10 protein-coding genes are annotated in these 13,838 nt (G+C 75.2%); 2 read left to right on the top strand and 8 right to left on the bottom strand.

The window, feature by feature from the left end; all coding sequences use genetic code 11:
* Window positions 1–376: 376 nt before the first annotated feature.
* Window positions 377–607: a hypothetical protein gene (locus ACGF0D_RS36915; protein ID WP_392883697.1), complete on the top strand. Its 231-nt coding sequence runs from the start codon at window positions 377–379 to the stop codon at window positions 605–607.
* 440 nt (window positions 608–1,047) lie between these two features.
* Here the strand turns inward: ACGF0D_RS36915 and ACGF0D_RS36910 are convergent, their stop codons facing one another.
* From ACGF0D_RS36910 to ACGF0D_RS36875, 8 genes are all read right to left on the bottom strand, one after another.
* Window positions 1,048–1,848 carry a S1 family peptidase gene (locus ACGF0D_RS36910; protein ID WP_392883752.1) on the bottom strand — a complete coding sequence of 267 codons (801 nt, stop codon included), beginning with the start codon at window positions 1,846–1,848 and terminating at the stop codon, window positions 1,048–1,050.
* 320 nt (window positions 1,849–2,168) lie between these two features.
* A complete protein-coding gene (locus ACGF0D_RS36905) occupies window positions 2,169–3,809 on the bottom strand; it encodes an RNA polymerase sigma factor (RefSeq protein ID WP_392883696.1) in 1,641 nt (546 codons plus the stop codon).
* A gap of 569 nt (window positions 3,810–4,378) precedes the next feature.
* Entirely contained in the window at window positions 4,379–5,311 is a 933-nt protein-coding gene (locus ACGF0D_RS36900) for a FadR/GntR family transcriptional regulator (RefSeq protein WP_392883695.1), read from the bottom strand.
* Window positions 5,312–5,476: 165 nt separating this feature from the next.
* Window positions 5,477–6,382: a hypothetical protein gene (locus tag ACGF0D_RS36895; protein ID WP_392923918.1), complete on the bottom strand. Its 906-nt coding sequence runs from the start codon at window positions 6,380–6,382 to the stop codon at window positions 5,477–5,479.
* 3 nt (window positions 6,383–6,385) lie between these two features.
* A complete protein-coding gene (locus ACGF0D_RS36890; protein WP_392923915.1) occupies window positions 6,386–7,984 on the bottom strand; it encodes an ATP-binding cassette domain-containing protein in 1,599 nt (532 codons plus the stop codon).
* A gap of 295 nt (window positions 7,985–8,279) precedes the next feature.
* Window positions 8,280–8,561: a hypothetical protein gene (locus ACGF0D_RS36885; RefSeq protein ID WP_392923912.1), complete on the bottom strand. Its 282-nt coding sequence runs from the start codon at window positions 8,559–8,561 to the stop codon at window positions 8,280–8,282.
* A 122-nt stretch (window positions 8,562–8,683) separates the two neighbouring features.
* Window positions 8,684–9,442, bottom strand: a complete 759-nt coding sequence (locus ACGF0D_RS36880; RefSeq protein ID WP_392883688.1) for an NUDIX domain-containing protein — start codon at window positions 9,440–9,442, stop codon at window positions 8,684–8,686.
* Window positions 9,443–9,633: 191 nt separating this feature from the next.
* Entirely contained in the window at window positions 9,634–11,760 is a 2,127-nt protein-coding gene (locus ACGF0D_RS36875) for a glycogen debranching N-terminal domain-containing protein (protein ID WP_392923945.1), read from the bottom strand.
* Between the two features lie 758 nt (window positions 11,761–12,518).
* Here ACGF0D_RS36875 and ACGF0D_RS36870 point away from each other — a divergent pair.
* Complete coding sequence (locus tag ACGF0D_RS36870; protein WP_392883686.1) at window positions 12,519–13,832, top strand: alpha/beta fold hydrolase; 1,314 nt, start codon at window positions 12,519–12,521, stop codon at window positions 13,830–13,832.
* The last annotated feature ends 6 nt before the right edge of the window (window positions 13,833–13,838 follow it).

The raw sequence follows: 13,838 nt of genomic DNA, 5'->3' as shown, positions 1-13,838 counted from the left end.
TGCGCGAACAAGCACCGCACCCGGACGCGGGCCCCGGGGGCGCCATCTCCTCCCGGTACCACCGGTCCTGGCGGATCGTGGGGCCCGGCGCAGGCTCCGGAACTGCCGTTATGCAGGCTACCGGGGCCCGGGGCGGGGCTTATGCTCCAACCCGGCAGAGGATTATGCTACGCGGACGCCGCACCCGATCCCGATCGGGCGTTCGAGCGGCGGGCGGATCCCGGGATTTCGGCACGCATGAACCACCGACGCCCGGGGCACGTCCTCATCAACACAGCAGAATCCTCAGAGAAGAAAAGCCACGAGCGGGAACGTTTTCGGCCTGGTTGGATGTTGACCCTGGTACGACAGCTCGTCGAGCTAGAGAAGAGGCGACGTGACTACTGTTCTGACCCCTGCGAGCCCGCTCACCGCGGCTGACCGCTGCGACCGCTGCGGCGCCCAGGCCTACCTGCGCGTCGTACTCGCCAGCGGCGGAGAGCTGCTCTTCTGTGCCCACCACGGCCGGAAGTTCGAGCCCGAGCTCAAGAAGATCGCCGTGGAGATACAGGACGAGAGTGGCCGTCTGACCACGACCGTCGCCACGGCCGCAGACGACGAGCGCTGATCCCGGGCGCCAAAACCAGCAGCCGGCGTCGTGCTGTGTCCGGTCGCGCACCGCGCGCGACCGGTGAGCCGGGGGGGGGGGCCCCCCGGGGGGGGGGGGCCCCGGGGGGGGGGGGCCGCCCCCCCCCCCCCGGGCCCCCCCCCGCCCCCGCCGCCCCCGCCGGCCCCCGGCCCCCCCCCGCCGGCCCCCCCGCCCCCCCGGGGCCCCCCGCCGCCCCCCCCCCCCCCCCCCGCGGCCCCGCGCCCCGCCCCCCCCCCCCCCCCCCCCCCCCCCCCCCCCCGGCTCTGCTGTACCCGGCACGCCTTCCCGGGCCCGCCGACGGCCCGGCTCGCACGGGCGGTGAAGCCGACGCGGCGTCAGATTCCGGCGCCGGCAGGTGATCGACCGCTCACCTACGGCGAGGGCCATGGCGCCGGACACGACACCGCGTCCGCGAGCGGTCACAGGACCGCGCGCACCGCGTCCGCGACCGAGGACACCCTGGTGTAGACGCCGGGGTGGGCCGCCTCGGCGCAGCCCGTCCCCCAGGACACCAGGCCGACCAGCCGACCGTCGACGATCATCGGGCCGCCGCTGTCGCCCTGGCAGGCGTCCCTGCCGCCCCGCTCCTCGCCCGCGCAGACCATGCCCCGGGCGTCGAACCTTCCGTCCGGCCCTCCCGGGTAGGCCTGCGCGCAGGTGCGGTCCGGCACGATCGGCACGGACACCCAACGCAGCGTGGGCGAGTAGTCACCCCGCCCGGTGGTGTCGCCCCAGCCGTACACGTGCGTCGTGGTCCCGGCCGCGTACGGTGCCGTCTCGCCCTGGCCGACCAGTCCGACCACCGGCCGGGCGCCCTGGGACTCGGCGAGGGTGAGCACCGCGACGTCGTTCATGTTGGCGGCGAAGGAGTAGTCGGGATGGATCCAGACCGACCGCACCGCCACCTCGCGGCCGGCCGTGCTCCGCATGTCGTCCCGGCCGACGATCACCTTGAGGCCCGGCCGCTCCACCCGACCCCTGGACTCGTCGTAGAAGCAGTGCGCAGCCGTCACCACCTTGGTCGGGGTGACCAGCGCACCCCCGCAGAACTGGCCGGAACGGCCGCCGCCGAACTGCTGGCGACTGGACAGCGCCACGATCCACGGGTGGTCCGCGGTGCTCGCCGCGGTCCCGCCGACCACCCTGCGCTGCGCCTCGGCCGGCGCCGCGGTACCGACGGCGACCAGCGGGACGGGCACCGCGGCGATCAGCGCCAGCACGGCGGCCCTGCGGCGGCGGCCCGCCCGGACTGCGGCCGGATCGGCCCGGTCGGCGAGGTCCGCCGGGAACGGGGTGGGCGTCGGCAGGTCAGTGCGGTCCGGCTCGGTCGGCACCGTGACTCCAGGAGGCTCGGAAGCAGGCAACCGGCATAGCGTAGGTGACCGACTACACGGTGCGACCGCTTCCCGCCACCCCGCCACCCGGACGAGGGACAACCACCACCCGGACGCTGACGCACTCGGGCCCGGACAGCCACGAAGGCCCGGAGCCGTGCGGCTCCGGGCCTTCGTGCGGAACGGTGTGGAACGACTGCCGTCGATCAGTCCAGGTAGTCGCGCAGCACCTGGGAGCGCGACGGGTGGCGCAGCTTCGACATGGTCTTCGACTCGATCTGGCGGATGCGCTCACGGGTGACCCCGTACACCTTGCCGATCTCGTCCAGCGTCTTCGGCTGGCCGTCGGTCAGGCCGAAGCGCATCGAGACCACGCCCGCCTCGCGCTCGGACAGGGTGTCCAGCACCGAGTGCAGCTGCTCCTGGAGCAGGGTGAACGAGACCGCGTCGGCCGGGACGACCGCCTCGGAGTCCTCGATCAGGTCACCGAACTCGCTGTCGCCGTCCTCGCCCAGCGGGGTGTGCAGGGAGATCGGCTCGCGACCGTACTTCTGGACCTCGATGACCTTCTCGGGGGTCATGTCGAGTTCCTTGGCCAGCTCCTCCGGGGTGGGCTCGCGGCCCAGGTCCTGGAGCATCTGGCGCTGGACGCGGGCCAGCTTGTTGATGACCTCGACCATGTGCACCGGGATGCGGATGGTGCGGGCCTGGTCGGCCATGGCGCGGGTGATCGCCTGGCGGATCCACCAGGTGGCGTAGGTCGAGAACTTGTAGCCCTTGGTGTAGTCGAACTTCTCGACCGCACGGATCAGACCGAGGTTGCCCTCCTGGATCAGGTCCAGGAAGAGCATGCCGCGACCGGTGTAGCGCTTGGCCAGCGAGACCACCAGGCGGAGGTTGGCCTCCAGCAGGTGGTTCTTGGCCCGGCGGCCGTCCTCGGCGATGATCTCCAGCTCGCGCTTGAGCTTCGGGGCGAGCTTGTCGGCGGCCGAGAGCTTGTCCTCGGCGAACAGGCCGGCCTCGATGCGCTTGGCGAGCTCGACCTCCTGCTCGGCGTTGAGCAGCGGGACCTTGCCGATCTGCTTCAGGTAGTCCTTGACCGGGTCGGCGGTGGCGCCGGCGACGGCGACCTGCTGGGCCGGCGCGTCGTCCTCGTCGTCGTCGGAGAGGACGAAGCCCTCCGACTCCTCCTCCGGACCGGTGCCCTCGGCCTCGGCCTTGTCGCCGGGCAGAGCGGCGTCCTCGAGCAGCTCCTCCTCGCCGAGCAGCTCCTCGTCGCCCTTGGCGCCCTTGCCGGCGGCCGTCTTCTTGGCGGCGGTCTTCTTGGCGGGCGCGGCGGTCTTCTTGGCCGCGGCCTTCTTGGCCGGGGCGGCCTTCTTCGCGGCCGACTTCACCTCGGTGACGACGCCGGTCGTCGCCTCGGCGGTGATCTCGGCGGAGACGGTGGGAGCCGAGGCCGCGGCGGCGGCGACGGCCGGAGCCGCGACGGGGGCGCCGGGGGCGATCCGCACCGGCGGCTTGGTCGGGGCCGACGGGGTCCGGGTGGTGACAGCCTTGGTGGCGGTGCGCTTGGTGGGGCTCTTGGCGGCAACGCTCTTGCGCTTGGCGCCGGCCGGTTCGGCCGCGCTGACCATGAGGTCCACGCCCTCCTCAATCAGCACCTGATTGAGGCTGCGCATGACGTTCTTCCACTTGGTGACCGGGATCTGGTCCGCCTCGAACGCCTGGCGCACGTCGTCACCGGCGATCTGCCCCTGGGCCTTGCCCCGCTCGATGAGCGCCAGCAGAGCCGCGGACTCGGCGATCTCGGGGGGAAGCGAACGGGATGTGCTGGCCGACACGAACAACCTCTCGGACGATGAGTGGACTCGAACCCGTACCGGCCGCCCGAGCGGGCGGGGAAGGAGATCGCGCGCCGGACGCGCGGTGTCGATTCCGACCGACTCGGGCTTGAGGACTGGGTTTGCAGGACGGCAGCAGCGCCGCGGACCAACACAGCATTCTGACATGTTGGAGTATTCCGGAGCTGCTTCCGCTCAGGACACATCGCTGCTACTCGTCAAGTGTTACGCATGGCCTTCGTGTCGCGGGTCACACCATCCGGCGCCCGCGACCGGGGGCCGCTTCCATCATCGCGCACTCGCGGAGCAAACTATTGTCATGGACAGGCCTGAAACTGGGCCCGCCTCTCACCGGCGGCTTTCCCGGGCCCGCCTTTCGGCGGTCCGCCCCGAAGGGCTCCCCGGCCTCGATCCCGGCCCGATCCCGGCCCCGGCACCGGCACCGACCCCGGGCGGCGGACGGACGGGCGACGGCATGCGGAGGCCCTCCGGCTGCGCCGCGCGGTGCGGTCGGAGGGCCCTGGCGGGAGCGGGCCGCCGCCATCCGGCGCCTCCGCTCGTGGAGAACAGCCCGTTCAGTGCTCCCTGGGCGCGGGGACGGACGGCTCGATCTCGGGATGAACGGTGAGCAGCGCCCTCATCGCGGCCTCGCCCGCGGTGCCGTCGCCGGCGCCCAGCGCGTCCACCAGCCGGGCGTGCAGGCCGACCGAGGACTCGGAGGGCCGCTCGCAGGAGATCGCCGGGCCGCCGGAGACCTGCAGCGCGCAGGCGACGATCCCGGACAGGTGCTCCAGCATCCGGTTTCCGGCCATCTGGAGGATCAGGCCGTGCAGCTCGGCGTCGGCCCGGGTGTAGGTGGAGAGGTCGGCCTGGGAGGCGGCGTGGCCCATGATCTCGACCAGCTCGACCAGGCGCTGCTGGACGTCCTCGCGGCCGTGGCCGGCGGCGAGCCGGGTGGCCAGCGGCTCGATCGCCCAGCGGAGCTCGAAGAGCTCCCGGCGCTGCTCGTCCCGCTGCGGTCCGAAGGCGCGCCACTCGATGATGTCCGGGTCCAGCAGGTTCCAGTCGCCGACCGGGCGGACCCGGGTGCCGACGTTCGGCCGAGCGCTGACCAGGCCCTTGGCCTCCAGCACGCGCAGCGACTCGCGGACGACGGTCCTGGAGACCTCGAAGCGCTGGCCGATCTCCTCGGGCACCAGCGGGCGGTCGGCGCCGAGGTCGCCGGAGACGATCATCTGGCCGAGCTGCTGGACCAGCTGGCCGTGCAGACCGCGACCGCGGCTGCTGGTGGTCTTGCGACCGACCCGGGCGATGTCGGACTCGGCGCCCTCCCAGCGGGGCGCCGGCGGAGTCGGCCGGTCGGCGTACGAGAAGCGGTCCAGGTCGCCGGGGCCGTGGATCGGCCCTTCGGCGGAACGGGCGGGGGTCATGGTGGGGTGCGCAAGGGTACTCACGCCTCCTTTGTCGGCGATCGGCAGGCGTGGCTTGAGAATTCTCGTGAAAAGCACACGAAAGGGTGATCGACCGTGACTGGATAATTGACTTCTTATCAGGAAGAAACGCGCATTACGGTCACTGCTGGTCGATCTTGGAAGACCCGGGCGGGACGGCTCCCGCCGGGCAACCGCAGGGCCCGGCCGGGCCCCGCACGGGCGGCTCCACGCGGTGGGGCGCTACAGGGCGCGGCGGCGGGCCTGGACCAGCAGGACGACGAGCAGCAGGAGCACCGCGGGGGCCACGACCGCGGCGAGCAATGCCGGATCGGTCAGCGCCACGCTCCCGGCCACCGCACCGTGCGCACCGCCGTACACCCAGGCGTAGGCCGACTCGATCCCGGGCTGGAACGGCAGCAGCTCGGCCGCCCGGATCGGCCACGGCCTTCCGGTGTGACGCAGCAGCAGCGCGACGCCGGACTCCAGCAGAGCCGGCAGCGCGCACAGCAGCAGTGCCCCGGCCCCGGCGCTGCGGGTCAGCGAGGCGGTCAACAGCCCGGTCCAGCCCGCCGCCACGGTGAGCAGGACGAAGGCCAGCAGCGCGGCGGGCACCCCCTGACCGGCCACCAGTCCGAGCGGGGCGAACACGCCCGGCAGGTCGGACAGCCCGGACAGCCCGGCGCCGTTCAGTGCCTCGGCCACCCGGCCCGACAGAGCGGCCGGGTCCGCCCAGGCCGCCACGGCGACACCGTCCGGCAGTGCGACGTGCACGACCACCGTGTCGAGCAACAGGGTGGCCAGCGCCAGCAGCGCCGCCACCGGGCCGATCACCAGCAGCTTGGCCAGCAGCAGCCGCACCCGGCGCGGGTACGACACATGGGAGGCCGGCAGCCCCGGGTAGCGCACCTCGTGCCCGTACGAGAGCGCGCCCAGCACGCCTGCGCCGAGCGCCGCGAAGGGCAGCGGGACCAGCGGGAGGGCGGCGGTCAGCAGCCGCACCCCGGCTGCGGCCCCCAACGGCCCGTCCGGGGTCCGGCTCGCCAGTACGGCGGCCAGGACGGCGTCGCCGAGCAGCACGGCGGCGAGCAGCACCCAGGTGGAACGCAGGCCGCGCAGGCGGCGCAGCTCGTAGGCCAGGACATGCACGGTTCACTCGCTCCGGTGGTCGTCGGGGGTGGCGGGGGCCGTGGGGGTGGCGGGGGCCGTGGGGTGGGCGGTGGAGGCCCGGACGGCGGGGGAGCTCGAGGCGGGGCGGCGGAGGCGGACGGTGTCGTCGGTGAGCAGGTCCTCGGCGCTCTCCCGGCAGCCCAGGGGCCGGACCCGGATGGGCGTCTGGGGCGGGGCCGGGACCGGGTCGTCACGGAAGAGCCGGTCGACGGCCACGGTGGGGGCGGGTTCGGCAGCGGTGTCGGGCCCGGTCTTCGCGGTCGGCGCCGGGCGACGCCCTCCGGGCTCCGGACGACGGCCTCCGGGCTCCGGACGACGGGCAGCCGAGCCGAGGGCAGGGAGCGCGGCGGCGGGGAGGGCGGCGACGGCCACGGCGGGCAGGGCGCGAGTGGGCAGCGAGCCGTCCTGCCGGAGGCGGTGTGGGGCGCTGCGCCTCGGGTCGGTGGTGCCCTCGGCCGCGGGGGCGGGGGCGGGGGCGGCAGGGGCAGTGGTGGCAGAGGCAGTGGCCGGCGCGGCTTCGGTGGCGACGGCCGGTGCGACCGGGACCGGGGTCGCCGTGGGCTCGGCCGGAGGCGGCACCGCTTCGGTCGAGACTGACGCGGCGGCGGGTTCGGCGGTGCGCTCCGGGCCGCTCGGCCCGGCCTCGGGTTCCGGATCGAGGCGGAAACGGCCGGAGCCGCCCGAGCCGGCCGGTAGGACGATCCGCGGCGCCGGCTGCTCGACCACCCGGTCGGCCAGCTCGTGCAGCAGGATCCCGTGACGGTAGGCAAGTTCGCCGATCTCGGTGCGGTCGATGCCGGCCACCGCGAGCCCCACGCTGCCGTCCTGCCGGACGTCCGCGCCCTGGCTGACCAACAGGTCGGCCAGCCGCGCCATCTGCGGCCCCCGGACGGCCACTTCGGGGCTGATCCTGGTCCGCCGGAACTCCGCGACCGGCTGATCGGCGACCAGTCGGCCGTGGTCCAGGGTGACCACCCGGTCGGCGATCTGCGAGGCCTCCTGCGGGGTGCGGGTGGTCACCAGGACGGTGCCGCCTGCGGCGCCGAAGGAGCGCAGGAAGGAGTGGAACCACTCGACGTTGCGCGGCGACAGGCCCTCGGCGGGCCCGTCCAACAGCAGCGCGCCGGGGTCGCCGAGCAGGGCGGCGGCCAGGGCCAGGCGGCGGTGCATGCCGGGCGAGAAGGTGCGCAACCGCTGCCCGGCGACGGTGGCCAGCCGGGTCTGTCCCAGCAGTTCGTCAGCCCGCTGGGCCGGGACGCCGACGGCCGCGGCGAGCATCCGCAGGTGGCTGCGCGCCGTGCGGCCCGGGTGCCCGGCCATCGCGGCGTCCCCGGTGCCGGGCAGCAGCACCCCGATCTCGCGCTCGGGGTGGCGCAACCGCCGGTAGGGGCGGCCGTCGAAGAGCGTGACGCCCTGGCCGCGTTCGAGTTCGAGCATCAGCCGCAGCGCGGTGGACTTGCCCGCTCCCTCGGCACCGAGCAGCGCCGTCACCGTACCGGGCCGGGCATCGAAGGTCAGATCGAGCACCGCGGGCGGAGCGCCCTTGCGATAGACCTTGGTCAGTCCGGTGATCTGGATCATCGCTGGCTGCTCCCATGCCGTCGGCCGACCTGCTCGACGCGGAGCGCCCCTGACGGGCATGCACCCGCTCGGCTCCGCGCCAGCACATTAGGGGGCGGCGACGGCTATTCCGGGCATTACGGGAACGGCACGGGCCCACCGACTGCCCACCTCACCCGATCAGGGGACAATCCGATCCTGCGATTCACGGGCGGCCGGTTCGTTCCGGAGGACTCCGACACGGAGCTGTCTGCGGTGCTTCGCCGGCTGTGGCGCCTGAGGCCGGGCGGAACGCCGTACCCGGCGAGGGACGTCCCTAGAGCGTGTCGGGCCAGGGCGGGGGCGGGAGCTGCTCGCCGCCGCACACCGTGTGGAACTCGTCGACGGCGGCCTGGCCCTCGACCGTGATCTCGCCCAGCCGTTCGCGCTCGGCGGCCAGCCGCTCCTGCACGGCGGCGATCGCCTCGGGCGCCGCGCGCTCGGCCTGCAGCGTGGCCAGTTCCCGTTCCGTGGCGGTGGTGGTCGTGTCGAGGCTCCGGTAATCCGCGGCCAGCCGCTCGATGAGGGTCCGCTGGTTGGCGCAGTCCTCGATGGCCATCGCGGGGCTCCCTGGGCCGGAAGGCCTCCGGCCCTGCGGCCGGAGCGTCCACCGACACTCTGCGCCGTCGTCCCCGGGTTCGCAGCCAGGCCGGGCCATTCGGCTACCGGGCCCGCGGGGGTTCAGGACTCCGGGCGGAGCATGGGCGGGTTGAGGATGGTGGCACCACCGGCGGTGAACAGTTGGGCCGGACGGCCGCCCTGACGGGTCGTCGTGCCACCGGAGGGCAGCAGGAAGCCGGGGGTGCCGGTGACCTTGCGGTGGAAGTTCCGCGGGTCCAGCACCACGCCCCAGACGGCCTCGTAGACCCGGCGCAGCTCGCCGACGGTGAACTCGGTCGGACAGAAGGCGGTGGCGAGGGAGGAGTACTCGATCTTGGAGCGAGCGCGCTCCACGCCGTCGGCGAGGATCAGGCCGTGGTCGAAGGCGAGCGGGACGCCGTCGGCCGGGTTCTCGCCGAGGAGCTCGCCGACCGGGGCCCAGCGGGCGCTGCTGGCGTCGCCGCCGGCCCGGGGCGTCGGGAGGTCGGGAGCGAGCACCAGGTAGGCGACGCTGACCACGCGCATCCGGGGGTCGCGCTGCGGGTGGCCGTAGGTGGCGAGCTGCTCCAGGTGGGCGCCGGCCGCGCCGGGGCCCACCGCGTCATGGCCGGGGGCGGTGTGGGCGCGCAGGCCGGTCTCCTCGGCCAGCTCGCGGGAGGCGGCCTCGGCCAGGCCCTCGTCCGGGCGGACGAAGCCGCCGGGCAGCGCCCAGTACCCCTGGAACGGCGGCTCGCCTCGTCTGACGAGCAGGGCGCAGAGCGAGTGGTCGCGCACCGTCAGCACCACCAGGTCAACCGTGACAGCGAACGGAGGGAAGGCCGACGGATCGTAACGCGACATGGCGACGATCATAGTCGTCTCTCTGACGATAAGCACAGGCCCGTGTGTGGAACGCGGGGGCCGGTGCCCCACGCCCTGGCCTACGCGGCCCTACGCGAGCCGCTCACCGCCACGCGGGGTCGGGAGCGGGCGGGCGCGGCGTCGGTGACCGGGTGTCACCGACGCCGGGGCGTGGTCGGGTGGCGACGGGCTCAGTGGGCGACGAGTTGCAGGTCCGTGGACGCCTCCTCCACCATCGCCACGCCGATCCGGCTCACCCGGACGGAGAAGGGCTCGCCCGCCACCCGCAGACCGGTCAGCTCCAGCTCGCCGAGCGGTGCGGTGCTCGCCGGGCGGACCAGCACCCGGCCACCCGGGACATCGGGCCGGACCCCGGCGAGGGCGAACACCGCGTGCACGGCACCGGCCGCGGAGACCGCTGCTGGGCGGCAGGCGGCCGGGTGGGGCACCGGCGGGCAGCCGAGGACGCGCTGCTCCCCCGCGTACATCTCCGGCAGCCGCCCCTCGAAGTGGGCGCTTGCGGCGAGCAGGCCCTCCAGCAGGGTGCCGGCCTCGTTCTCGTGACCGGCCTCGGCCAGTCCGGCGACCGCCAGCGCCGTCTCGTGGACCCGCACCGCGCCACCGCGGTGACCCAGTGGGTTGAAGCGGGGTGACTTGGCGCTCAGGGTGCGCAGGCCCCAGCCGCTGTCCAGCTCCGGCGCGGCCAGGCGCTGGGCGAGCAGCCGGGTCTGCTCGCGGTCCAGCAGGCCGTCGTGCCGACCGCCGTCGACGGCGAGCCCGGTGTCCAGCAGGTGCACCAGGGAGGAGGCGACGGCGGGCAGCGGCTGACCGCCCGGGGCCAGGCCGGCCGCGGGGCGGCCGCCGGAAAGGTCGTCGATCCAGAACCGCTCGCGGAAGCGCCCGCGCAGCGCGGCGGCCCAGCCGCGCCAGTCCTCGGCGCCCGGCCGGCCGAAGGCCTCCAGCAGCTCGGCCCCGTGCAGGGCGGCGCGGTGGGCCTGCGCCTGGACCTCGGCGCGGGCGGCGACCGGTTGGGCGGAGCGCTCCTCCGCCGGGCGGCTCAGGTCGGTGACGAAGCCGTCGACCAGGCCCTCGCGCAGGGCGGCCAGGGCCCGTTCGGCGGCCGGGAGCAGCTCGGCGACCTCCGCCGGGGGCAGGCCCCAACGCCACGCCTCGGCCAGCACGGTGACGAACAGCAGGGTGGCCTCGGTGGCGGTGCAGGTGGGCGGCAGCTCGGGACCGCCGTGGCGCAGGGCGCCGGGCAGCAGGCCCTCGGGGCGGCCCGGGGCGGGGGCGAGCTGCTGGCGGCGGGCCAGCGCCCGGAGGGTGCCGGCCGCCAGCCGGGTGCCGAGCGGCAGGGTCAGCCGCGCGGCCCAGAGCGCGTCGGCCGGGGCGAGGCCGAAGCGCCAGGGCGCGCCGGAGGCCGGGTACAGGTCGGTCGGGCGGTCCGGGTCGGCGAACAGCAGCCCGCCGAGGGCGTCCAGCGAGCGCGAGACCAGTGGGGCGGCCCGGGTGTCGTCGCTGCGGACCTCGGGCTCGGACCAGGGCAGCGGGACGCCGGTGCCGCGGCCGCCCGGCGGGCGCGGGCCGCCGGTGGCGCTCTCCAGCGCGGTGTGCAGCTCGACCGACCAGCGGGCGCCGGGCTGGACCTCCAGGTCCCAGCGGAGCACGCCGGCGCCGGCCAGGACGGCGTGCGGGGAGGGCTTGGCACTGACCACGGCACTGTGGACGGGGCCCGTCCAGCGCAGTCCGGCGGACTGCACCTGCCCCGGCAGGTCGGGCTGGCGGTGCCCGGCGGCGATCTCGGCGACCGGGCCCAGGTCGGTGCCGAGGGCTATCTCCAGCGGCAGCCGGGCGGGCCGCGGACCGGTGTTGCGCACGACGACGGTCTCCACGCCGTCCGCGTGCCGCAGCCGCTCGACGGTGAGCGCAGGGTCCGGGTCGAGGTCGCCGGGGAGGCGGACGGCACCGAGGAAGCGGGCCTGGGCGGTGCTGGTCAGGGCGCCCTGGAGCGGCAGCGGCTCCATGCCGCCAAGCCGCAGCTCCATCCGGGCGAGTGCCCGGACGCCGTTGCGGTAGAAGCCGTGCAGGCCGTGGCCGCGCAACTGGCCGTCGGGGCCGGAGGCGGCCATCGCCGGGGCGTTGACGCAGATCAGCGCGTGGTGGACGGCGGGCGGCTGCGGGCGCGGCGGGGCCGCGGGGCGGGCCGGACCGGCCGGTGCGCCCGCGGGCCCGGCCGCCGGGGCCTGGTCGGGGCGGCCCACCGGCCTGGGCGGCGCGCCGACCACGCTCTCGGCCGGCATGGCCTGTGGTGGCCTCATGGCGGTCACCGGACTCTCCTCCCCTCGGCGGTCCGGTGGCCGGGTCAGGCCGGTGGGCCGCTAGCGTGCTCGATCGCGTGCTGTTGGTGCCGGGCCGACGGGGCCGTCCCGCCGGCGGTGTGCCGTGTCTGGCCGTACCCGGTGTCGGGTCGTGCCATGCGGTGCGCGGTACCGGGCCGGTACCGGCGCGCCGCTCCTTCGTTCCGGGGCGCGTCACCGTGCCCGGCACGCCGTCAGGTCCTTCGTTCCGGACCGCCGGTGACGCCCTTCCCCGCGGCCCGGACCCGCCGGGCTGCCCGGCCCCGTGGCGGCGACCCGTCGTGCTGTCGTACGCGGCGGCCGAGGCTGCCGGTGCCCGGGCGGCCGGGCCCGCACCGCCCGGCGATCGGCCCGCTCGGACCGGGTGCAGGCCCCCGGAGTCAACGCCGCGCACCGCCACCAGGTCACGCCCCGTTGCTGCGCCGCTGGTCGGGGCGGCCCTGCCGGGCGGTCGTACTGCCTCCGCCGGAACGTCACCGGGCCCTCGCCGCGGGCGCGTCACCGTCCGCGGGCCCGGGGCCGGCACCCGTCGTACGGGCCGCCGTCGGATCTGCTCGGGCCGGGCCTCGGCCGGGGTCGGCCGTCCGGTCGGACGGACGGGGCGGTCGAACCGGTGCTCGACCGCCGCCAGGATACGGTGCGGGGGTCGCGGCCCCCTCACCCGGTGACCCCGTGAACCGCGACGCCACCGCTGTGACCAGCAGAGACCGAGGAGTTGCATGTCCACCATCAGCCGGCTGCCCGGGATTGTCACGACCGACCACATCTTCCAGCTGCCGCTCGACCACGCCGCCCCTCAGGGCGAGCAGATCGAGGTGTACGCCCGTGAGGTGGTGGCGGCGGGCCGCGAGCGGGACGACCTTCCCTGGCTGGTCTTCCTCCAGGGCGGGCCGGGTGGCAAGGCCACGCGCCCGAACGGCCGGGACGCCTGGTTGGACCGCGCCCTGGACGACTACCGGGTGCTCCTGCTGGACCAGCGCGGCACCGGGCGGTCCACCCCCGCAACCCGGCAGACCCTCGCCCGGCGCGGCGGCCCGCAGGAGCAGGCGGACTACCTGGCCCACTTCCGTGCGGACTCGATCGTCCGGGACGCCGAGCTGGTCCGCGAGCGGCTGCTCGGTGCCGACCGGCGCTGGAGCGTGCTCGGCCAGAGCTTCGGCGGCTTCTGCACCCTCACCTACCTCTCCATCGCCCCCGAAGGGCTGACCGAGGCCTTCATCACCGGTGGCCTCGCCGGCCTCGGCAGCTCGGCCGACGACGTCTACCGCGCCGCCTACCCGCGGGTGGTCGGCAAGAACGAGGACCACTACGCCCGGTTCCCCCAGGACGTCCAGGCGGTGCGCCGGATCGCGGCCCACCTCGCCGCCTCCCCCGCGACCCTGCCGGACGGCGGGCTGCTCACCGTCGAGGCGTTCCAGGCGCTCGGCATGCTGCTCGGCGGCGGCAGCGGCTCCGGCACGCTCCACTACCTGCTGGAGGAGGCCTGGGTGGAGGGCGCCGCCGGGCCCGAGCTCTCCGACACCTTCCTGGCCGGCGCCCAGGCCCAGCTCTCCTTCGCGGGCGGCCCGCTGTACGCGGTACTGCACGAGTCGATCTACGGCCAGCGGTCGGTGGACCAGGGCGGCACCGCCTGGGCGGCCGAGCGGGTCCGCAAGGAGTTCCCGCGGTTCGACGCCCGGTCCGCGCTGGAGTCCGACGCGCCGGTGCTGTTCACCGGGGAGATGATCTACCCCTGGATGTTTGCCACCGACCCGGCGCTGCGCCCGCTGAAGGAGACCGCGGACCTGCTCGCCGCCCGCACGGACTGGCCCGACCTGTACGACCGGGCGCGGCTGGCCACCAACACCGTGCCGGTCGTGGCGGCGGTGTACCACGACGACATGTACGTGGACACCGCCGACTCGCTGGAGACCGCCCGCGCGGTGCGCGGCCTGCGGACCTGGATCACCAACGAGTGGGAGCACGACGGCCTTCGGGTGAGCGGCGGCAAGGTGCTGGACCGTCTGATCAGGATGGCGCACGGCGAGGCGTAGCGGCCC

Origin of the sequence: Kitasatospora sp. NPDC048298 (assembly GCF_043201465.1) — a bacterium.
In the GTDB taxonomy this organism is placed as follows: Bacteria; Actinomycetota; Actinomycetes; order Streptomycetales; family Streptomycetaceae; genus Kitasatospora.
Note: the sequence above shows the minus strand (reverse complement) of the source record. Positions and strands in the feature narration are given on the sequence as shown.